19 protein-coding genes are annotated in these 22,538 nt (G+C 44.6%); 2 read left to right on the forward strand and 17 right to left on the reverse strand.

Features of this window, described 5'->3' with window-relative positions; all coding sequences use genetic code 11:
* Positions 1-59: 59 nt before the first annotated feature.
* The 6 genes from V7R88_RS11605 to V7R88_RS11630 all read right to left on the reverse strand — a co-directional run bounded on the left by V7R88_RS11605 (position 60) and on the right by V7R88_RS11630 (position 4,477).
* Entirely contained in the window at positions 60-656 is a 597-nt protein-coding gene (locus V7R88_RS11605; RefSeq protein WP_003644837.1) for an NAD(P)H-binding protein, read from the reverse strand.
* Between the two features lie 8 nt (positions 657-664).
* Positions 665-1,705, reverse strand: coding sequence for a zinc-dependent alcohol dehydrogenase family protein (locus V7R88_RS11610; RefSeq protein ID WP_003644838.1), 1,041 nt, complete (start codon positions 1,703-1,705; stop codon positions 665-667).
* 20 nt (positions 1,706-1,725) lie between these two features.
* Complete coding sequence (locus V7R88_RS11615) at positions 1,726-2,478, reverse strand: SDR family oxidoreductase (RefSeq protein WP_080392718.1); 753 nt, start codon at positions 2,476-2,478, stop codon at positions 1,726-1,728.
* Between the two features lie 437 nt (positions 2,479-2,915).
* The gene (locus V7R88_RS11620; RefSeq protein ID WP_011101947.1) at positions 2,916-3,137 is read right to left on the reverse strand and encodes a hypothetical protein; all 222 of its coding nucleotides are present in this window, start codon (positions 3,135-3,137) and stop codon (positions 2,916-2,918) included.
* Between the two features lie 255 nt (positions 3,138-3,392).
* Entirely contained in the window at positions 3,393-3,836 is a 444-nt protein-coding gene (locus tag V7R88_RS11625) for a universal stress protein (RefSeq protein WP_003642165.1), read from the reverse strand.
* A 71-nt stretch (positions 3,837-3,907) separates the two neighbouring features.
* Positions 3,908-4,477 (reverse strand): sugar O-acetyltransferase, encoded by a 570-nt coding sequence (locus V7R88_RS11630; RefSeq protein WP_338816254.1) that lies wholly within the window; start codon positions 4,475-4,477, stop codon positions 3,908-3,910.
* Positions 4,478-4,573: 96 nt separating this feature from the next.
* Between V7R88_RS11630 and V7R88_RS11635 the strand changes: the two genes are divergently transcribed.
* The gene (locus tag V7R88_RS11635; protein ID WP_021356578.1) at positions 4,574-5,257 is read left to right on the forward strand and encodes a YjjG family noncanonical pyrimidine nucleotidase; all 684 of its coding nucleotides are present in this window, start codon (positions 4,574-4,576) and stop codon (positions 5,255-5,257) included.
* 383 nt (positions 5,258-5,640) lie between these two features.
* On the opposite strand, the gene V7R88_RS11640 is transcribed toward V7R88_RS11635, so the two are convergent.
* The 8 genes from V7R88_RS11640 to V7R88_RS11675 form a co-directional block, all read right to left on the reverse strand.
* Positions 5,641-5,988 (reverse strand): hypothetical protein, encoded by a 348-nt coding sequence (locus V7R88_RS11640; RefSeq protein ID WP_261764399.1) that lies wholly within the window; start codon positions 5,986-5,988, stop codon positions 5,641-5,643.
* A 1,038-nt stretch (positions 5,989-7,026) separates the two neighbouring features.
* Entirely contained in the window at positions 7,027-7,620 is a 594-nt protein-coding gene (locus tag V7R88_RS11645) for an NADPH-dependent F420 reductase (RefSeq protein ID WP_027821793.1), read from the reverse strand.
* A 148-nt stretch (positions 7,621-7,768) separates the two neighbouring features.
* Positions 7,769-8,941: a MalY/PatB family protein gene (locus tag V7R88_RS11650; RefSeq protein ID WP_057717436.1), complete on the reverse strand. Its 1,173-nt coding sequence runs from the start codon at positions 8,939-8,941 to the stop codon at positions 7,769-7,771.
* Positions 8,931-9,797: a DUF3737 family protein gene (locus V7R88_RS11655; protein ID WP_057717435.1), complete on the reverse strand. Its 867-nt coding sequence runs from the start codon at positions 9,795-9,797 to the stop codon at positions 8,931-8,933. The genes V7R88_RS11650 and V7R88_RS11655 overlap by 11 nt, the downstream gene beginning before the upstream one ends.
* Positions 9,798-9,899: 102 nt before the next feature.
* Positions 9,900-10,928 carry an aldo/keto reductase gene (locus tag V7R88_RS11660; RefSeq protein WP_057717434.1) on the reverse strand — a complete coding sequence of 343 codons (1,029 nt, stop codon included), beginning with the start codon at positions 10,926-10,928 and terminating at the stop codon, positions 9,900-9,902.
* A 467-nt stretch (positions 10,929-11,395) separates the two neighbouring features.
* On the reverse strand, positions 11,396-11,524 hold the full coding sequence (locus V7R88_RS11665; protein WP_003642173.1) for a hypothetical protein: 129 nt from the start codon (positions 11,522-11,524) through the stop codon (positions 11,396-11,398).
* Positions 11,525-11,565: 41 nt separating this feature from the next.
* Positions 11,566-13,353 carry an ABC transporter ATP-binding protein gene (locus tag V7R88_RS11670; protein WP_054395872.1) on the reverse strand — a complete coding sequence of 596 codons (1,788 nt, stop codon included), beginning with the start codon at positions 13,351-13,353 and terminating at the stop codon, positions 11,566-11,568.
* The gene (locus tag V7R88_RS11675) at positions 13,353-15,104 is read right to left on the reverse strand and encodes an ABC transporter ATP-binding protein (RefSeq protein WP_011101957.1); all 1,752 of its coding nucleotides are present in this window, start codon (positions 15,102-15,104) and stop codon (positions 13,353-13,355) included. Before V7R88_RS11675 ends, V7R88_RS11670 begins: the two co-directional genes overlap by 1 nt.
* 270 nt (positions 15,105-15,374) lie before the next feature.
* On the opposite strand from V7R88_RS11675, the gene V7R88_RS11680 reads away from it, so the two are divergent.
* Complete coding sequence (locus V7R88_RS11680; protein WP_054395874.1) at positions 15,375-16,769, forward strand: MFS transporter; 1,395 nt, start codon at positions 15,375-15,377, stop codon at positions 16,767-16,769.
* Positions 16,770-16,904: 135 nt separating this feature from the next.
* On the opposite strand, the gene V7R88_RS11685 is transcribed toward V7R88_RS11680, so the two are convergent.
* The 3 genes from V7R88_RS11685 to V7R88_RS11695 all read right to left on the reverse strand — a co-directional run bounded on the left by V7R88_RS11685 (position 16,905) and on the right by V7R88_RS11695 (position 22,535).
* Positions 16,905-17,903: an IS30 family transposase gene (locus tag V7R88_RS11685; protein ID WP_016527164.1), complete on the reverse strand. Its 999-nt coding sequence runs from the start codon at positions 17,901-17,903 to the stop codon at positions 16,905-16,907.
* Between the two features lie 451 nt (positions 17,904-18,354).
* Positions 18,355-18,858, reverse strand: a complete 504-nt coding sequence (locus V7R88_RS11690; RefSeq protein WP_054398280.1) for a hypothetical protein — start codon at positions 18,856-18,858, stop codon at positions 18,355-18,357.
* A gap of 356 nt (positions 18,859-19,214) precedes the next feature.
* Positions 19,215-22,535 carry a YhgE/Pip family protein gene (locus tag V7R88_RS11695; RefSeq protein ID WP_129531765.1) on the reverse strand — a complete coding sequence of 1,107 codons (3,321 nt, stop codon included), beginning with the start codon at positions 22,533-22,535 and terminating at the stop codon, positions 19,215-19,217.
* Positions 22,536-22,538 lie beyond the last annotated feature (3 nt).

Genomic DNA, 22,538 nt, shown 5'->3' on the forward strand with positions numbered 1-22,538 from the left:
TCTGCCATGCTTATAAACGAAAAAAGCCACTAGCTATCTAGCTAATGACCTTTTGAATATTATTTTGCATTTAGTCCAACGCTATCATGTGCATAATAATCATTATCGACAATCGCATTCTTGACAAAATCCGCAATCGAATTGATTGAGACATCATGCCCACCAAATGGTTCGCCTTTTTTCGTGATTTCATAATCAACAGGACCACCAGTAAACCAGCCCGGACGAATCAGGGTGTAGTTCAAATCAGAAGCTTCAACAACATCGGCGGCTTCCCGATAAGTGCGTAGCATTGGATTACTACTCAAATTTCCACTAGCACCAACCGAAGCGGGAATTTCATCATAAATACCCATTGAAGTAATAAACAGCAACCGTGAAACCTTATTTCGGTCCATTGCCGCAACAATTTTTTGGGCAAAGCGACCTAAAGAACCACTCAAGGCAACAAAAACAACGTCTTGTCCTGCAATCGCCTTGTCTAAGTCACTATCTTTAGTAACATCGCCAGCGATAACACTTTCACGCTCACTAGTCTTTAATCGATTGGCACTTCTAGCAAACAACGTTAACTGATTATCGGTTTCATTCAAAAGCGTTTGTCGAACTACACCGCCAATAGTCCCCGTTGCACCAATAATTAAAACTTTCTTCATGCTCCCTCCTATTTATCACTGACAATGACCAATGACTTAATCGCCGTCCGTTGGTCCATTGCTTCGTACGCAGCTTGAATATCATCTAACATAAACCGTTTCGTAAAGACTTGGCCGGGCTGAATTTTCCCCGTCAAAACAGCATCTAACAAAACTTGCTTGTCATCCGTCGTTACAGCAGCAATCCCACCACGTAAGCCAATGTTCTTCCAAAAAAGATTATTGGTATTCATTTCAGCCTTTTGTGGGACCCCAACGCGACCAACAACCGCACCAGGGCGGCCAACTTTGACTGCTGTGTCAACGGATTGTTCAGTACCTACACATTCAAGCACCGCGTCAGCCCCAGTTTCGGTCAAGGCCATCACTTTGGCAACCGCTTCATCACCCCGTTCAGCGATAATGTCCGTGGCGCCAAATGCTTTTGCTAACTTTTGCCGATCTTCATGGCGACTCATTGCGATGATCCGCTTAGCGCCAAGCAATTTTGCGGAAAGCACCCCGCTCAAACCAACGGCACCATCACCCATCACAACAACGGTATCATCTTTTTTGACTTCTGCGCTAGTTGCGGCGTGGAAACCCGTTGCCATCACGTCAGCTAAGGCTAAAAAGTTGTTCAGCATGTCGTCAGAATAATCTTCGGGTTGTCCAGGAATCTTAACTAACGCCCAGTTTGCATTAGTAAAGCGTAAGTATTCACCTTGATAGCCACCGTTACCGCCGGCTTCTTGGTTTAAGCAATCCCCATCAAAACCGGCTAAACAAGCGGCACAGTGCCCACAACCATGGGTGAACGGCGCAATCACGAAATCGCCTGCTTGTACATCTTTAACGGCTGAACCAACAGATTCAACAATTCCAATTGCTTCATGACCAACGGTTGAGCCTGCTTGGCGTTGTGAAATCCCGCGGAACCACCACAAATCCGACCCACATACACAGGCCCGGAGCACCCGAATAATTGCATCGGTTGGCTTTTGAATAGTTGGTTTGTCGTATTCTTTAACTTCGACTTTTCCTGGTTCAATAAAAGTTGCTGCTTTCATAATAAACTCCCCTTAAAATTCTATTTCTGGACGCCATTGTTACGAACTTCTGAAACATTACCATACCAATATTGTGCGGTAATTCCGCCATCAACCAAGAAATCACTCCCTGTGATAAAGGCACCACGGCGATCCATTAAGAGTTCCGCCAAATTGGCAATTTCATCGGGTGTTCCTGGACGCTTCGTAACCATTAACTCGAACATCTTTTTGTAACCCGCACCACGCGGCCCGTTCAATTCGTCAACGGCTAATGGTGTCATGATAATACCGGGGCTGATCGTGTTGATCCGTGCACTGTGAGCTTGCCACTTAACCGATTCGGCAGCGACCCGTAAAACATTGGTTCGTTTCGCATATTGATAAGCCGCCAATGAATCCTTGATCACGTCCGGTTGTAAAATTGGTAAATCCAATAATTCTTCAGTCGGTGTCATAGCCAAGGCTTGATTATCTGCTTGTGATAAGGCGGGTAATCGGTGTCCTGATTGCGACGAAATGACGATTCCCGCACTACCGGGAGCCATGACTCGACCAAATTCTTCTAACAAAACAGCAGTCCCGTAAAGGTCCACTTTGAGCACTTGCTCTGGGCTCGCTTGGATGGTCTCAACGTTAAATCCAGCTTCCGTCAAGTGTTGTTTCATTTCAACTAATTTTGCTTCATTATAGTCTGCCAACAATAAATTTCTACCGGCAGCGACACGTCGAACAATTGCTTCGCCGATTGAACCGGCACCGAAAAGTACGATTACTTCGTCATTCATATTCATTGACCTCTTTACTTGTTTTGATTCACCTTAACTTACAAGTCATATCTTACAAGCAAACGTCTTTTAGACCAATTTCAAATTCAGCTCACATTGATAAGTTTTACTTATGAAAAGCAATATCAGGAAATCGGCCACCGCTAGACCTGGTTTTCTGCTATTAATTGTATCTCTAATTGTTTTTTGTAAAAATCAAATGTAAGCCGCCGTCCTCTTTGTACTGTCGCCACTAACGTGTGGTGCAATGACTATTTTTTATCCGTTATACTTAACCTCCTTTACTCTTTGTTAAAACAATCCCTCAAAAAGAGTCGCCTCAAAAAAAAGATTGCCCAGCGCCCTACTGAACAATCCTATTTAACATCATCAGAATACTAGTACCACCAAAAAACTGATGCGCTTTAAGTAACTAACACTATAATTGCCTGTCACTAACCAGTTTAGGAGTCAGCTAACTGGTCCCATTCACGGTCTGCTTGGGAGATACTGTCACGAAAGCCCACCCAATCATCTGGATTAGCAAAAAGTTCCGAATTGATTGGTGTCATAATCAGTGCCGGACCACTTTGCTCAATTCTATAACGTGCCCCTACTTCAAGGTTCAGTTCATTGGGAAAAATGATTCCCTGAGCATTGCCAATCTTACGAATACTCACTTCCATCTATCAGCACACCTTTCCATCACAACTTAATTTTCAGTTAATCCCAACGACATGTCACGGTCACTTTACCACGAAGTCATAGAAGCTAGCAAACATCTGATTTGCTCAAACGAACACTGCTTTGATAACAACGGTATTCAAGACACAACCACTATTATTCATCATCAACACCATCGCCGGAAAATGATACTCAAGACACAACAAAAAAAGCCCTCCATAACCGGAAGGCCTGATCAATCAAAATTCATCTTATCACTACCGAATCACCAGTACTGAAATCGGTGCATGTTTTGCCATATATGCGGCTTGCGAACCGAAGTACTTACGAACACCATGCTTGGCAACTGAGCCAATGACTAGTAAGTCGGGCTTTAACGCTGGAATCACCGTCTTCACGATGGTTTCACCAGGGTCACCTTCATCAACGACCGCGTTAACATCCGTCACCCCGAAGTCACGGGCCAACTTCTGATACTGCTGGACGTGTTCTTCCAAATCCTTGCGTTGACCATGAACAAAGTCCTTGCTCATCGCCTCATACACATTCATATTATCCTGTTCCAAAATCGAGACGATGGTCAACTTAGCACCGTCACTCTTGGCCCGGTTAATGGCGTACCGAAACGCTAACTGCGCGTCATCCGAATCATCAACCCCGACTAAGATGTGCTTAAATTCCTTAGGACTCATCTCTGACATATGGCTCCACTCCCCATTCTCTGATAATCTGACTACACCCTTATTTTCATCAATTTAGGCGTAATTGTCAATTATGACTGCGGTGCATTTTGTTTCAAGACACGCGCCGGATTACCGACTACGATGACGTTATCTGGAAATGAATGTGTTACGACAGCACCGGCACCAACAATCACGTTGTTGCCCAACGTCACCCCGGGTAAGATCACGGCACTACCACCAATCCAAACATCATTACCAATCGTAATCGGTGCAGTCCGTTCCGCTTCAGTCCGCCGCACAGTTGGGTCTAATGGATGAGCAGGCGTGTACAAGCCAACTTTAGGACCGAATTTGCAATCATTACCGATCGTAATGAGTCCTTCATCACATAACGTGACCCCATGGTTCGCATAAAAATGATTGCCGATACGGATGTTGACGCCATAACTGAATTCAAAGGTCGGTTCAATGAAGAACCGGTCACCGGCTGAACGTAGGAGGCTTTTCATCTTAGTATTCCGGTCATCATTGTCAGCAATCTGATTATATTGCATTAACTTCGTCCGCACGTCTCGCCGACGTTGCTGTAGGATTGGTGATTCTAAGTACAATTCACCATTAATCATTTGTTGATACGCTGGGTCATTATCGATTTCCATGTTTAACTTCCTTTTAAGTATGATACTTTAAGCATACCACACCATTCAAAATTGCTGTATGATGGTTTAAATAAACCTATTGAAAGTAGTGGTTCCATGCAATACGCAATTTTTGATCTCGATAATACCATCCTTGACTTTGACCGCGCTGAAGCGGCTAACCTCGCAGCCGTCTTTCAGCATCATGGCGTCACTGATATTCGCCGTGCAGAAAATGAGTATCAGGCCTATAACGAAACTGTTTGGCAACAAATCGAACAAGGTGCCGATCGTGATAGCTTGTTAGACCAACGATTTCAAGTCTTTCTAGGCACACTGGGCATCACCGTTGACGGTCCTGCGGTTCAACAAGAATACGACCAATTATTAGCGCACAGTTATCAGGTAATTCCCGGCGCCCACGAACTTTTGCGCACGCTGACCAACGCTGGGCTGACCTTACTCGTCGGCACTAACGGTATCAAACACACCCAGCTCAGTCGCTTGGCAGGTGCCCATATGACGCCCTATTTTGATCATATCTTCATCTCTGAAAGTATCGGCTATGCCAAGCCGAACCCACACTTTTTCAACGCTATTCATGACCAATACCCAGACATGAATGCCACGAATACCGTCATGATTGGTGATAGCCTGCGTTCAGACATCGCGGGAGCGGCCACCGTCCAGTTACCTAGTATCTGGTACAATCCACAGCATGCGCACAACGACACAACAATTGCCCCAACTTACACTGTGGATAACTTTAAGCAACTGCAAAAACTGTTATTAACAGCTTAAACGCAAAAACAATCAGCAACCTCTGCGCGCAGGCCTAACGTATCTTAAAAACTGAACTATTTAACATATTAGGTCCTATGCGGAGTAGTTGTGTTGACGGCTTTTAACTCAATAACCTGCTTACCTTGATCTCCAATCAACAAAAAGACCAATTGACGAATCAGCAAGAAAAGCAATTTATATAAAACAGTCGTCGTTGCTTAATTCAAGATTCGGCCGTGAAACAATGCTAATAACAGTTCATCTGGGTAAGCTGTCAAAACGTGCCCTTTCTTCTCAGGGGATAAGATTTGCAGATTTAATCCACTTGACGCTTGCTATCAATTAATGTGCGAGAAAAATAGCTAAAGGAATAGGCTTACAAATAAGTTATATTCAAATTTTTATAAAAAGTAGCCGTCGCTCCGGTAATCAACGCTTAAGCTCAAAAGAATTACAAGCAAGGGTACTTTTAATACCTGCTTTAATATCAGCATCCATCTAATTTTTTTAAAGCTCGTCACCGCTAGCGCCTTTTTATCACTGTCTAAAGTATCACTGCTTTGCGCGCCAGCAATCAACTGCTGCATCTCCTTTATTGGGCCTAAACTATCCACAAACGCAATTACAAAAGAAATGAAACCAACACACTTCATAATAGAAGAAACCAAAAGCATGTACTGGTAATCAGTATTTAGCACGAGTTCACTAAAGACTAAGACCGGTATCGATGCCAGTAAGAACAGTTGCATTATCAATCGTATTTTTTCCCACCTTGTCTTATTTCTTTTTTGGAGTTTAACTAGGCCTAATTTCAATAAGAAATTTTTTTATGCTGAATTTTTTTATCTATAAAATGAGTTACCAAATAGTACAAGCAACCATAAGCGAAAAGTATGATAACTTGTTTGAATAGCGTCGATTGGAAAATCAGCATGAGCAGCTCATTCGAATATGAAGACATTAATTTAGAAAATTCTTTCTGAAGTCACCTAAGTATCTTAGCTTAGATAGCAGTATTTAATGAAAAACGTTGTGTCTAGATTTCTCATTGAAATGAAGCACAACGCTTTTGGTATTAGAAAATAAATGATTATACGCCTGAAGAATAACACTATTATGATTCATCAGGTCAGACAAGGGTTATTGCCCATGCACCTGCTTTGACAGCGGAGATTAAATTCAGGCGCTGTAAGTGGAAAACCTGCATTATTCCAATAAATTTCGATAATAGTTGAAAGTATCATTGCTTGATCTAGTATATAGGTAGCTGGGAACTAAGAACACCCGTGGCTAAATATAATAATATGTATTGTGCGTATAGTTGAAATTCATTAACGTAATCTGCAAAGTCTATTGAATGGGCACACTGCATCTCATACGATATAAAGCAGGTAATGTTCACACTTTTATTTAACCAAAATAACGTAAAGACATAAGAATTTTCACGTCCTTCTTATTGTGCCTATCGGATATTTCCGTAGCTAAGTGGGCTGATTTGATTGACTAGACTCGTATCAATACCATTGTCCTCATCAAACCGTATAAACAATAATTAACCTCAATTGAAAAAAGCCATGCAGCCCCATTCTTACAGTTACGACACAGTAAGAATCAGGCTTCATGACCCATAACACGATTCAAATTTAACCACGCGGCATCGATTGGCAGGAACACCTGTCAATTGATGCCCACCGCACGGCCCAATCAAAGTGACACTAGCCACACCTTTTCTTACAAGGTCAGCACTAACTATTTTGGTCCAAAAGTGAACCCCTTTTTACAATCCACTATTCTTCAATCTGAACAAAGTGTGTGTTACCTAGTCCACCGCCAACTTGCATGACACTGCCGCCATGCCGAAGCTTGCCCAAGTTAACGGGGCGGAAATTCAACGGCCGGACGAGCGCAGCGAATTCTTTCTTGGCAGCAACGTCATCGCCCGCATAGAACAAGACCCGCTTTCCAGGCCCATCAACGTGCCCATCCATAAACTCCGGCGGAATCGTATTGAAGGCTTTAATGACCCGGGCATTGTTAGCTGCACGAGCAATGACTTCACTTCCAGTCAACGGGGCCGTCTTAATTTTCTTAAAGTCAGCCGTAAACTGGTTCGTCACGTCCACCACGATCCGTTGCTTATAATCGGCGACCTGCGCTAATACTGCCGGCGCCTGTTCAAACGGCACCGCAAGAATGACTAACGGTTGTTGTAAGGCTTCAGCAACTTCTACAAAAGCCACATTGGCAGCAAACTCGGCGCGCCGTGTTGCTAAACTAGCCGCACCACTGTGCCGACTTAATTTGATTTGATGATCACCGCGCGCAAAGGTCTTGGCTAATACTGTGCCGACCGTACCGGCACCAATAATTCCAATTTCCATAACTATCCTCCACCTCATCTTTTAATAATGGTTTGAATTAACCAACTTATCTGGTCCGTTATCACGGACTGTCAGCGGTCATCTAGACCAAACCAGCTTATCTTAATGATAGCGAAATCATTATGGAATTGCACCCCATACGCGTCAACTATGCTTGAACTTGTTGGTAAGCCGTAATACCAGCTTTTAATCGTGCCAATCCATCCGTCAGGGTAGTCGTTGGACAAGCCACATTCAGTCGCAAGAAGCGGTTGCCATCACCACGGTAAACATCGCCCGCTGATAAAAACAACCCGGTTCGTTGGCGAATAAAAGCAGCCAAAGCCGCACTGTCGGTTGTCACTTGACTCACGTCCAACCATAATAGATACGTCGCTTGGGCCTCAACCAACTTGACTTGCGGCAATTCAGCGGTCAAATAAGTCTGAACTTGGCGTTGATTGGCGGCTAGTTTGGTCCGTAATGCGGCTACCCAGTCATGACCTTCAGTATAGGCCGCAATGCTGGCTGGAATCGCAAACGAATTGGGTTCAGCCAATTCATCATTGTTGATCCCCCGGCTCACTAATGCGCGGACGTGGGCATCGGGAATAATCAACGTTGCCGCGTGTAAGGCTGCCACGTTGAAAGTCTTGCTTGGCGAGATACAGCTGATACTGTTATGTGCTACTGGCGCAGTCAATGATGAAAATGGCGTGTACGCGTTACCGTTAAGGGTCAAGTCACAATGAATCTCATCGGCAACGACTAGCACATGGTATTTCAAGCACAGCTCGCCGAGGCGCTGCAACGTCGCACGTGACCAGACGATGCCGATCGGATTCTGCGGATTGCATAAAATCATCATCGTGGTCAACGGATCAGCTAGTTTCGTCGTCAAATCGTCCCAATCAATCGCGTACGACGCGTCACGTGCCACTAAGTCACTACTCAAGGTATGCCGGCCATTGTTTTCAATTGAATGATAGAAGATATTATAAACCGGAGCCTGAACTAACACGTTATCGCCAGCCGCTGTCATTTTACGAACAATTGATGAAATCGCCGGAACGACGCCGGTGCAGAACATCAACCACTCAATTTGCGGACGGAAGTTGTGTTCCGTTGCCCACCAGTCTGCCACGGCTTCATAGTAAGCCATGGGGACTTCTTCGTAACCGAAGACGCCAAACTGGGCGCGTTTTATCAACGCTTGCTTGATAACTGGTGCCGTTTCAAAGTCCATGTCAGCGACCCACATCGGCAACTCATCATCCGCGACGTCCCACTTAACGGCATTTGTGTGCCGCCGATTAAGCACGGTCTCAAAATCAAACGGCATGGGGTGCACGGCTTTCATGGTCAACACTAATCAGGGTCTGATGAGGATCTACTTCAGGATCATCCATGATGATTTCACCAATGGCTTGCGCATGAATCCGACCACTAAGCGGATTTTTAACGCTATCAATCGTTGAAATCACGTCAGCGTCAATGTTACGACAATATTCAAAAGCTAAGTCCGTATTGAGTAACGTACAGTTTTCCAACTTAACATTATCCATGTAACACAGGCCCTGATCGCTCTCAATCGTACAGTTGACGAACCGAATATTCTTCGAATTCCAGCCCAGGTATTCACCAATGATTTGTGAATCATAAACGGTAACATTTTCACAATTCCATAGCGCATCCTTGGTCATCAGCGTTGCATGATGAATTTCAACGTTCTTAGCACCGTCAAAGGCGTAATTACCGACGAGGTTGAAGCCATCAATGCGAATATTCTGGCTATTCATTCCAAAATAATTACCAGCTGCTTGAACATCATTCAACGTAATATCTTGGCAGTTCCATAACGTTTCTTCCGCATCTGAAAAGTGAACGTGCGCTAACTTAACTTGGCTGGCCCGCCGAAATAGCTTAGGTGCCTGTAGCGTACTATTCGTAATCGTAATATCCTTGGTGTACCAGATGCCAGAGCGAGACATTGTCTCAAACAAACCTTGATCCACAGTCACATGTTGACTGTACCACAAGGGATATTTCCACTTAAAGATTGGCTGTTTCAACGTGACATTGCGACTTTCCTTCAGTGGTGATTCACCATCAGCAAACGTTGTATTGTCGATTTCAAGGTCGTGAGCTTTAAAGAGTGCCCGCTCGCCCGTTAAATACTGTTGTGTGATTGTTTTCAATTTAATCTCAATAACTCCTTTATACTGAAACGTGGACCTTTAGTCGCACGATAGGATCAGTGTATTACTTCAACTGCACGTTAAGTCAACTAACTTGTTCGCTTACTGTCCGGAATACTGATTCCAATTATTAGTTCGTGACCGGTTAAGTGCCATCACGCCCTCCAAGTCATGGGGTTGGTAAGGGGTTTCCAAGTACTGTATTTCCGAAGCAGTTAACGCCAACACCGCTGCCTCAGCCACTGCATCTAAATGATGCGGCTTAGTTGCCCCAATAATCGGCGCCGTTACTCGTTGTTGTAGCCAGGCCAAATTAATGGCCGCCATTGAAACATGATGTTGGTGGGCCAGTTCCTCAACGCGATCAACAATTGGTTGATCCATCTCGCTGGTAGCTTGGTATTTGGTATCAGCAAACGTATCCTGTTGTCGCCGAGTAGTCTGGGTGCCAAAAGGATGTGCCAATCGGCCACTAGCTAATGGACTATACGGCGTCGTTGCCAAACCGTTCTCATGAGCATAACTGAACAGTTCCCGTTCATCTTCGCGATAGACCAAATTATAATGACTCTGGATCGAGACAAATTGTGGATAACCATAACGAACCGCTAGCGCATTGATCTGCGCAATCTGCCAGGAATAGGCGTTAGAAATCCCAATGTAACGAACCTTACCGGCCTGAACGGCTTCATTAAGCCCAGCCATGATTTCAGCCATTGGTGTTAACCAGTCCCAGATATGATAAATATATAAATCAACATAGTCTGTCTGTAAATTCTGTAGACTCTGGTCGAGGGACCGCAAGACGTGTTCACGCCCACTGACATGATTCTCGATTTCTTGGGTGGTCCGATTCGTAAACTTAGTTGCCAGTACCAATTGATCTCGCTGAAATTTCTTTAGGCCTTGTCCCAAGACACGTTCACTCGCACCCGCCTGATAGACCGGCGCCGTATCAAAAAAGTTAATCCCCAGTGATATCGCGCGATCAAGTACCTGGTTCGCCTGCGTTTGACCAACCGCCCATGAGCGCTGATTAAGTGCCGTTCCAGTCCCCGCACCAAAGCCCATACACCCAAGTGCGATCGACGAGACTTTTAAATCGGATGTTCCTAATTGTCGATATTGCATTGCATCACAACTCCCTTCGTTAACTCATTACCCTCTTTATTAAAACGCGATCCGTTGGCAGAGTAAAATACCTAGTTCAAATAATCAATTATAGCCATTCCGTATAGTTATCCGTCATCCAGTCGTTTTAGGAATTAATGACCGTTATTAGTCACCAATCATTATTTTCAATGTGCCTGGCGACATCCAAGCGTGGCACCGTACTCCAGGTGTTGGGCCAAAAATGAACAGCACGATTGCAACCATACCAGGCCACATCCTGCAGTGAGTGTCACCGACCGATTTTAAGGTCGAACCACTGATAAACCGGTTTTGTGGGCACCACCACAACTCACCGTGACCACCTCCGCCAACTCAATTTTCCAACACAAAACCGACCATTCTGGAAGTTACACCTTTTCCAGAACGGTCGGTCATGACAACTGATTGAATCGCCGTAAGCATCGCTACCGACACGACGACAATGTTTATTTCAGTTTTACCTTAATTTTTAACTTTTTAGGCGCTTGATGACGCGCTAAGATTAATTGCCAGCCCACTTTAACCAGCGTACTAATAACAGTCATCACGACCATTAACGATAATTTTCGACGCATTCGGCATCACCTCAATTAATTTAAATCGAGCATACCACACTTTAATCGACGTGAGCGGAATTTTGCAACTGAATCATATCATAGTAGTAACCATGCTGTTGCAATAGCTCGTCGTTGGACCCGCGTTCAACGATTTGCCCCTGATTTAAGACCAGGATCAAATCAGCATTTTGAATCGTGGACAAGCGATGGGCAATCGCAATCGTCGTGCGGTTCTCCTGAATCCGATCCAAACCAGTCTGAATCATCTCTTCGGTCTCAGTATCGACGTTCGCCGTGGCTTCGTCCAAGATTAAAATCTTAGGGTCAGTCACAATCGTCCGCGCAAATGAAATCAATTGCCGCTGTCCTGAAGAATAACTGGCCCCGCGCTCAATGACACGTGACTGATAATTCTCAGGTAAATCGTTGATGAAGTCATCGGCCTTTACAAACCGTGCCGCTGCTTGAACTTGTTCATCTGAAATCTGATCGTTAAACATTCGGATGTTGGAATTAATATCACCATAAAACATAAACGGTTCTTGCAAGACCAACCCCATCTTCTGTCGCAATTCCTCAGCCGGATACTCACGAATGTCGCGATCATCAATTAAGACTTCTCCTGACTGAAACTCATAAAACCGCATCAAAACATTAATCGTCGACGTTTTTCCACTCCCCGTCTGACCAACTAGTGCCACCGTTTGGCCTGGTTCAGCCACGAATGAAACGTCTTTTAAGACCGGATGCTGGCCGTCATAGGCAAAGGTGACGTGCCGAAATTCAATCTTACCGCGCGTAATCTTAGCCGTAGGATCGGCGTGTTGGGTCGGGGCAATCGTTGGATCATCCATGACCCGTAAAACCCGTGATCCGGCGACGACGCCATCTTGAAAGTCTGACAAATTATCCATCATCGACGTCATCGGATTATAGAAGTTATTCAGGTACGTGATGAACGCGTAAACGACCCCGGCAGCCACATAACCATTGAGTCCACGAACCCCGAAGATTCCCAGAACCATGACCGTCCCTAACGCATAAAACAAGTCGATCAGTGGACTTAATAATAATGAGTTCGTCCGGATCATCGCTTGGCGGGTCTTAAAATAGGCATCATTGGTATGATCAAATTCACCATTGATGCGGTGTTCTTGTCGAAATTGCTGAATAACACTAATTCCAGTAATTGCTTCACTCAACTTGGTATTCAACTCACTGAGCCGTTCCCGCATTCGCCGGTAAACCCGTGAGCTATACCGTTGATAATACCAAATCGTTACAGCCAAAAAAGGCATGAAAACCAATAACCACAAGGCAATCTGCGCATCGGTGAGATACATCGCGACAAACGACGAAATCACCGCAAAAAAGGCGGTAAATAATGTATTAAACAACGCCCAAAAATTGGAAAACGACATCGTATCGTTAGTCAGGCGTGACAAAATTGAGCCACCAGGGACTTGATCAAAGTAGCGCATGCCCATCCGATGCAACTTGGCGAACATTTGTCGGCGGACATTTTCAAGCATATATTCTGCCCCCATCGTACTACTGAAGTTCTGTACGAACTGCATCAACGCGCGCACAACCATGCCGAAGAAATACAGGCCCGCAAAGTACCACATGACCGGTACCGTGGCGTGTCCTGTTTTGAGATAATGATCAATAAAGGTCTGTAATACACGCGGTAGATAGATATTAACCACACTAATCAGACCGGAAAAAACGATGGCCGCAATAAAAAACCATTTGAACGGTTTCGCATACGGCAATAGTCGCCGAATAACCGTGAGTTGTTCCTTAACAGGCATGGAACGTGCCCATACCGATTGACGTGCTGCCATTATTGCACCGCTCCTTCCACTTTGGTCTCCAATTGTTGGCGCGTAAACATCTTCTGATACCACCCGTGTTGCGTCATTAATTGCGCGTGGGTCCCTCGTTCAACAACGTGACCGGCATCCAACACAATGATTTCATCAGCGTTCATCACCGAACTTAACCGGTGGGCCGCGATAATCGTCGTTTTGTCTGCTCGTTCTGCCTTTAGATTAGCTAAAATTTCTGCCTCAGTTTCGGCATCAACCGCGGATAACGCATCATCTAAGATCAGCAATTCAGGATTGATGAGTAAGGCCCGCGCAATGGCTAGTCGTTGGCGTTGCCCTCCAGATAGCGAGATACCTTCCTCACCAACTTGGGTATCGTAACCAGCGGGCATGCTGGCAATCTGACCACTCAAATCACTCTTGGCGGCGACCGCTTCCACAACGGCTTGACTCACAGTCGGATCGGCAAAACGAATATTTTCACGAATCGTATTCGAGAACAGAAAACTATCTTGGGGCACATAACCAAGGGCTGGTAAGTAACTATCAAGCGCATACTGCTTAATATCGTGACCACCATAAGTAATGTGGCCCTCGTACTGATCAAATTCACGCAAAATCAGTTTCATAATCGTTGATTTACCAGCACCAACCCGCCCGACAATTCCGAGCGTCTGTCCCGCCTTCAAAGTAAAGTCCACGTTACTCAGACTGGTTCCTGCATCGTTGGGATAATTGAACTGCTTGATTTGATACTGAATATCACCATGCGGGCGCTGTTCAATGCCCCGTTTGGCATCAATAATGGCACTTTGCTGATTCAATAATTCCATGACCCGATCATACGAGGCGTTTCCCCGTTCCATCGTGTTGAATAACATCCCGACCGCAAACATCGGCCAGACCATCATTCCCAAATAAGTGACGAACGAGACCAAGTTACCGATTGTGATGACACCGTGGGTCACGTACAACCCGCCCAAAATAATTGTGGCGCCGTAAGATAACGCAATAATCATGGTAATCGCGGGATCAAATAGCGAGTCGAGTACGTTGACATGCCGATTGATCTTAATCGTCTGATCAATCTGTTGATTAAAATCAGCAACATCGGCCTTTTCCTGACCTAGCGCTTTGATGACTTTAATCCCACTGATACTTTCCTGGGCCTTATTATTCAGTCGCGAAAAGGCGGCTTGGGAGGCACGAAACGCGACGTGAATTTTTTTACCCAAATACCGTGACACGACCGCTAATAATGGGAAAGGCACCACCGCAATCAGCGTCAGTCGCCAGTCGATTAGTGTCATCATCGCAATCAGCGTTGTCCCACCAGTAATAATGGAATCCGCAAATTGGAGAATGCCACCACCAGCGACCCGTTCAACCGCCGTGAGATCATTGGTCGCATGGGCCATCAAGTCCCCGGTACGGTATTGCTGATAAAACGTCGCATCCATCTTCATAAAATGCCAAAAGAGTCGTTCCCGCAGCGTTCGTTCAAGGCCGGCTGCACCACCCCAGATGGCATTCCGCCATAAATAACGCGCCAGGTACTGACCAACGGCGGCCACACCAATAATAACTAAATAGACCGTCAGCGTGTGCGCCGTCAAGCTGTGCTGATTAATCCCATCAACAACGTCCCCAATAATCCGGGGCGGCACAATGCCGATAATAGCAGTCAAAACTAGTCCAAGCACCCCCGCGAGGTACAACTTCCATTCACGCCGAAAATACCAGCCTAATTTCAAAAATATACTCACAGCGCACCTCCAATAATTTAATTAAAATTTAATTAGACAACTTTTTATAATACCATACCTCGCGCAAACCCCTTAATGATAAGTTCCATCCCGAACGCAAAGTGATTGCACCAGATTGAAAATAAGCTTAAACTGGGGACGTTAGTGGGGCGGTCATTACGATCGTCCCTTTCAATCGTAAAAATTCAGATTACTGATTTTTTACCACCGACTATTGGGCTTGGTGAGCTGTCCAAAATACGCCAATTATTTTTATAAGGAGTGTTGATTGTGTCCCAACCAAGTACCGTCACTTTAAAAACCAAACTGGCAATCTTATCCGTTGGTTTACTCTCATTTGTCGGGATTCTCGTGGAAACATCGATGAATGTGACGTTCCCCACGCTGATTAAAACAATGGGGGTTTCACTAGATACCGTCCAGTGGCTGACGACCGGTTACCTATTACTGACAACCATTGTCATGAGTACCACGGCCTATGTTCTAAAGCGGTTTAACCCCAAGCCCTTATTCTTATTTGCCGCCCTCGTGTGTCTGCTTGGGGGCATTCTTTGTTGGTTAGCGCCGAATTTCCCCGTATTATTAACTGGCCGCCTTTTACAGGCCGTAGCCACTGGGATTTCGATTCCACTGATGTTCCAGTTGATTTTCACTTACGTCCCTCGCAATCAACTAGGAACTTATACTGGTTTAGCTAGTGTCATCGTGTCTCTAGCCCCGGCTCTCGGACCAACTTATGGCGGGATTTTAACTAGCGTCTGGTCATGGCGGGTAATTTTCGTTGGTATCGTACCGTTATTGGCATTACTGGCAATCTTAGGGGCGTTCAACATTTCGGGGAAGGCCTTAGGTGTTGGCGATAAAAAATTCGACTATCTGGGCGCAATCCTTTTAGCCATCACCTTCACTAGTCTGTTGTTCACGTTTAACAACGCGGGAACTCACGGCTGGCTGTCGCCGAACTTCGGCCTCTGGTGTCTGTGGAGCATCGTGATGATTGGTGCAATGGTGACGTACGCCATCAAGGGGCGTCGCCAACTGATCGATTATTCAATTCTCAAATTGCCAATCTTGCGACTTCGGCTATTTAATTACTTTGGTTTACAATTCATTAATATCGGGTTGTCGTTCGTCCTGCCACTTTTCGCCCAAACCGTTCTTGGGGCTTCGGCCATGACGGCGGGGCTCATGATGTTGCCCGGCGCAATCGTCGGCGCCATCACTGGGCCAATCGCCGGTCGAATTTACGATAAACAAGGCCCAACGACCTTATTAACATTTAGTGCCATCATGGCGAGCGCCGCCTTACTATTATTCTGGCTGACAACCGATTACTTCACAGTCATCATCATGGCTGTCATCTACGCGCTACTACGTGTCGGCTTTAATACCGGTTTTGGAACCGCGATTTCGGATGGTAGCACCCGCGTCCCTCTGCCTCAAAAATCCGATCAAAACTCGATGTTCAGTATGATGCAACAGTACGCCGGTTCAATCGGGACCAGTATTATGTCCGCTGTAATTGCCGGCTATGAAATTCATCACCCGACTGTGACTGGAACAATTATGGGGAGCAAATTGGATTTCTTGCTATTATTCGTGTTGGCAATCGCCATTTTGGTTAGTGTTTTGCATGTTAAACGGCTTGAAGCGGGGCAAAACTAGGATTGACTGATAGCATCGTTAGTCTTGCAAGTGGATTGATTGCTGTATTTTTGGAAATTAATTCTTTAATACTTTGAAACTATACCAAAAAGGCCCGGGTTAGCGTACCCGAGCCTTTCTTGTACCGACGAATTGTCAAATCAAGCGCAACTTTTTGCCGAAGAAAACTTCACTTGGACTTTTCCATCCCAAGACCTTGCGTGGACGGTTATTTAAATCTGTGACGAATGCGATAATCTCTTGGTCATTTAAATCGTTCAAATCAGTTCCTTTGGGGAAATATTCACGAATTAAACCGTTAGTATTTTCATTGGTTCCACGTTGTTGTGGTGCGTGTGGATCTGGAAAAAATACCGGTATTTCTAAAGTGTCAATGACGTCTTGATAATTGGCAAACTCAGTTCCACGATCAGGTGTAAGTGTCTTTACCCGTTCCGGTGTGACGCTATTTAATAAGTCCATCATAGCTTGTGCCACGGGTTTAGCTGCGACTTTACTTACCCGTTCCGCTAATAAATACCGTGATTTACGGTCTACCAGCGTCACCAGCGCTGAACGTCCGGTTTTACCACGCACTGTGTCACCTTCCCAGTGACCAAACCGAGTTCTATTTTCAGCCGAAAGTGGGCGGTCGTGGATTGAAGGTACATCGTTAAAACGACCACGCCGTTCCTTGATAGTTCCCTTAACTTTGCGCGTTTTACCTCGATGTCTTAATTGGCGGGCGAATCCACGGGCACCATGACTTTTACGCTTTTCACCAAGATTATTCAAAGCAATTCCACGATAAATTGTGTTGTAACTGATTTTCCAGTTACTATGCTCAAAATTTAGCCGTCCTGCGATTTGTTCTGGGGACCATTTACGATGGACGATACAATTAATGACAAATGCCCGGATATCAGTTTGCGATAAGATCCGTGGCCGTCGACTTTTCAAACGTTGACGCTCATAATTTAGTTGCGCATTAACTGCGGAATATTTAGAACGACCACCATTCCGGCTAACTTCCCGTGAAATAGTCGCTTTAGAACAACCGATGCGTTGGGCAATGGCCTGGTAAGACTGTTTTAAAGTTAGCCCAACTAGTAGGCATTCACGGTCATTTAAGGTAAGATGATGATATAGGCTCATAGTCTGAGTCCTCCTTGTAAGTAAGTTGTGGTGACTATATTTTACAAGGACTCAGGCTGTGAGTCTTCTTTTTGATCATTTGTTGCACTTCAATTGTAAATTCGTCCCATATAAAAAACCATTTACCAACTAACGCCTAACTTCACTAGTACCAACCGCAAAACATTTTCGTCTTGGCAGTTACCTTTTTAACACCTGAACAACTTCGAATGCAGCAATCGACTATTATTTTCTAGATAGATTATTCTAGTCATTCAGCCAATCGTCAAACTTAGGCTTAGCCACTGGCAAGACATTAGCACCGATTTTAATACTTTCAGATAACAACCGGAAAAGTCAGCTGTCATAATTGTTTCATGACAAAGTAACTAGCACAACGCGTATTGGATATAAATACATAAAGCTGACTGCATAGTCGACTTTATACCGTTGCGGGCAAATTATTACGGTTTTAGTGAACTTGCATAAAATAGTTTGGACCAGGTACTGGATTGTCAGCCTCAAAGTAAAGAAGACCATGGAAGGCGGCGTGGTAAGGACCGCCACTTGGAGTTGCTGTAAAATACTGTGCCACAGTGCTTAGATCAGGACGATCAGTAATGTAACCCGTAAAAGCACCCTTTTTTTCTGAAAAGCTAACGTTCTTAGCGTTTCCAGTTACACCACCCATATATCTGCCATAGCGCATTCTTGAACCAGAAAATTTATTTACTTGGCAAGATTGCCCTTTACCCAACCGCTTGACGGTTGTTGGTTGTTTCGGGCCCCGGTCTTCGATAACTGGTTCTTGAGATGATGCATCAAATAGTGGAACCTGATTGCCATCCTTGTCATAAATCACGTTTTGTTCAGTTGTAACGCTTTGCTCTGTAAAAGTACTCGAGTTGGCATTTATAACATGGAAAAAAATTGACACAATCAGCCCTACAGCCGATAACGATAGTGCACGTAACACAGTTAAACTACCCCTTTTCATAATACGTTTCCCAGTTTTTACCGGTATTATACTTTGTCCTTATATGATAGCATGAGATAATCATATGTCATCTATTTTTTCAGATATTTAGCTTTAACATATTGGGCTAAACAGATCTAAGGAGATATCCAATACTACAATGATCACAAACTTGATGGCGGCATATTTGACCATGAGTGCTTTTGCATTAGTCCATAATGCAGTTGCTAAAAATTCGATGTGTACTTTTTTCGACATCAGCTGAACTTACCAGAAGTATCTTAAATCCAAATAAAAATCGCGCCCCCAAGACGCGGTTTTTCGTCTTGGAAGCGCGATAATATGATTACCAGTAATTACTTACCAGCTTTCATCTGAATTTCAGCCTCGGCTGGAACTTGCATATCGTGTTGCTTGAGGAAGACCATGGAAGCCCACAGTAAGCCCAGCGACACAATCGTAATTCCTGCTAAGACAACGATTGATGACCAGAAGATACCACTACCCCAACCACCAGTTAAGGCTTGCCGGAACGCTTGAATCGAGTACGTTAATGGCAAGTACGGGTGAATAACGTTGAAGAACTTGTTGGTAATTTCCATTGGGAATGTCCCACCAGAACCACCAAGTTGTAGCATCAAGATAACCATTGCGACGAACCGTCCTGGGTTATCGAATAGCATCGATAAGAACATGACTAGGAACATTGACGCTAAGGCAATCATGATTGCCGTCAAGTAGTATTCAGGTACACTGATTGGTTTCAAACCAGCAACTAATAACACTGTCGCTTCGATGACCGCCATCGCAAGTGCTACGGGACCACCAACGGCAACTTTACTCCAGAACCATTGTGTTGGCGTGCCGTCGTCATCCGCAATCCGTCGAATTGGATAAGCGAAGTTGAAGACGATTGCCCCAACATACAAGGCCAGTGACAAGACGTAAGGTGCTAACGCATGACCATAGTTTGGCACGTGCGTGTAGTCCTTATAGGACGTCTTAGTTGGCGCCGCCATCATTTTCGCATTCGCGTTCTTTAATGGTGTCGCGTTAACTTGATCCGCACCTTCTTGTAAGGAAGTCGCGAGTGTCTTGTTACCGTTCTTGATCTGCTTTGTCCCGGATAGGAGTTTAGCAGAGTTGTTGTCAAGCTGGATGGCACCGTCATTTAATTGACTGACACCACTCGTTAATTGACCAGTACTACCTTGTAAGGTTTGTAAACCAGTGTTTAGTTGACCGGCACCGGTGTCAAGTTGTTGGACACCGCTTACTAGGACTGGTACTTGACCGTTTAACGTTACTAAACCATTTGTGACCTTACTAGAGCCAACAAAGAGTTGCTGAACGCCACTTGTTAGGGCTGGTACTTGACCATTTAGTGTTACAAGGCCAGTTGTTACTCGGTTGGCCCCACCAGTAAGTAAGCTAATAGCCGACACTAAAGTTGGTACCTGTTCATTTAGCTGCTGATTACCTGAAGCCACTTGGTCAACACCATTATTCAATGTAGCAGAATTTTCATTCAATGCTGCAGCACCATTACTCAACTGACTAATTGCACCAACTAAGGACGGAATCTTACCATTTAATTTTGTTAGCCCTGTTTGTACTTGACTAGCACCACTATTAAGATTTGCTGAATTGTTATTAAGTGAGGTAACACCATTAGAAAGCAACCCCAGTCCCGAGGACAACGCTGTTGTTGAACTAGATAAGGTTGAAATTCCTGAAGTTAATCCTGGAACCAAACCATTCAGCGTCGTTAATCCATTCTTAAGATCACCTGTTCCAGATTGAAGCAATTTCAAAGTTTTTGTTACTTCTTCAGAACCACCCCGTAAATTTTCAATCTGGTCAGCTAATTGATTAACAGATTCAATGTATTCGTTTACGCCACTTTCCAAGCCACCAAAACTTTGTGCCAAACTGACATTAACGTTGTTAGCTTTTCCAACAATTCCCAAAGTTGTTTGAATCTGCTTCATTTTATTGCTTAAATCCGTTGCTGCCTGTTGTTTGGCAACATTATCTGAGGTACTTTTGCCAACTCCAGATAGTGTAGCTTCAAGTGCTTTCACTTGTTCATCTGTTAAATTTTGTGATTCTTTGATACTTTCAATCTTAGTATTGATTTCCGCACTTATATTAGTTTCATCTGTTGACGCCGTTAAAGTTGCAACATCACTATTAATTGCCCTATTTAAAGCCGAAATCTTTGATGTATCAACGTTATTCTTTAAGCTTGAAATTAATGCATCGACATCCTTCAAAGTTGAATTCATCCCAGTCATCCCTGACTGTAACTTTTCAACTTGCTCTTTTTCCTGGTTGGATGTTGCAGCACTATGCAAAGCAGCTAAGCCTGTTGTAATTCTATTACTTCCACTATAGAGCCCTTCAACAGCAGAGTTAACCTGTGTTGCCCCAGAAAGCAATTTAGTTGAGTTTTCATTTAATCCATCAGTTGAATTCTTTAGCCTAGTAGCACCATCACTCAGCTGGCCAGCACTGGCAGTTGCCTTCTTTAACTTGCCGTCAACTATTTTAACATTGTCAGTATAGTCAGAAACACCACTTTCCAGTTTAGATGAGCCCTTTGCAAGCAATGGAACTGCTGTTGAAAGCTCTCCTGTTTGACTATTCAGTTTGCTTAACCCTTGCGAGACAGTGTAAACACCACCAGTATATTTTACAATTCCTACTTGCAAGGCCTTAGAGCCGTCTGCTAGCTTAACAACACCATTTGATAATGTACCAGTTTTGCCATTCAATGTCGTCAGACCATTGCTTACTTTTGCTGACCCAGTTGCCAACTGACTGACGCCACTAGCTAACGCCCCAGTCTTACCATTCAACGTTCCAAGCCCACTAGTAACTTGCCCGGAACCATCCTGTAGCTGACTGACGCCACTAGCCAACGCCCCGGTCTTACTATTCAACGTATCCAGACCGGTCTTCAACGCACTACCACCATCAGCAAGCTTAGCAATCCCAGCAGGTAATTGCTGCACTTTCGTATTCAGCTCAGTCGTCCCGTTCTTCAACGTACGAACGCCCGTCGTATACGTCGTCAAGCCATCCTGCAGTTCAACGCCACCATCTTTAAGCTTGGTAGCCCCATCGGCGGCTTTTTGATAGCCCTTACCGGCAGTCCGAATCTGCTTGAAGATTGCTAATGCGTAGGCCTCAGTGACTTGCGCCCGAATACTCTTATTAACTCGTGAAACACCAGTATCGGTAATGACCTTAGCAATATAGTTCAACGATTCGTTGGTCTCATAATGCAAGTTCATCTTTTTCGGATTGGTATCCGTCATCGTTGTGGCATTTTTTGAGAAATTGCTAGGAATCGTGACGACCGTGTAATATTTCCGGTCTTTCAATCCCTGCTTGGCTTTTTTAGCCGACACAAAGTGCCAATCCAAATCGTTATTTTTCTTTAAATTCGTCACGACTTGCTTACCAACTGCAAACTTTTCGCCTTGATAGTTCACTGACTTATCTTCATTAACGACAGCCACTGGTAAGTTTTGCGTATCCCCATATGGATCCCACACCGACTTCAAGAAGAAGATGCTGTATAAAAACGGGATCAAAATCATGACTGAAACTGAAATCCATAGTATTTTGCTATGACGAATTGACCGCCATTCGTCGCGTATCATTTTCACAAC

This window comes from Lactiplantibacillus argentoratensis (assembly GCF_037290055.1).
Classification (GTDB): Bacteria; Bacillota; Bacilli; order Lactobacillales; family Lactobacillaceae; genus Lactiplantibacillus; species Lactiplantibacillus plantarum.